This window comes from Salinicola sp. CPA57 (assembly GCF_003206035.1).
Classification (GTDB): domain Bacteria; phylum Pseudomonadota; class Gammaproteobacteria; order Pseudomonadales; family Halomonadaceae; genus Salinicola; species Salinicola socius.
Genome location: NZ_PZJR01000040.1, coordinates 458 through 700, shown reverse-complemented (window position 1 = coordinate 700; position 243 = coordinate 458). Strand labels below are relative to the sequence as shown.

The 243-nt window shown below is 63.0% G+C and carries 1 protein-coding gene; it reads left to right on the top strand.

All coding sequences use genetic code 11. The annotated features are described in order from the left end of the window. Positions 1–243, top strand: a 243-nt coding sequence (locus DOM36_RS20385) for a hypothetical protein (protein WP_198651354.1), incomplete at both ends; no start/stop codon positions are given.

Sequence of the window (243 nt, the reverse complement as noted above, 5' to 3'; positions counted from 1 at the left end):
GTCCATTCAAGCGGCAGTGGCATCGCTGCAGCAGCTCGGTGAGCTGACCAAGTCGGCGGGTATCGCGTTCGATACGACTGCCGCCGGCGCGCTCGAAGCGGCGAGCAATATCACCGCGTTAGCTGGTGGCGTCGACAACCTCGCGGCGATGCAACAGAACTACGTCGAGAGCTATTACAGCGAAGCCGAGCGCCAGCAGCTGACCCTGGGCAATCTGACCCGGCAGGTGACGGCGTTCAACGA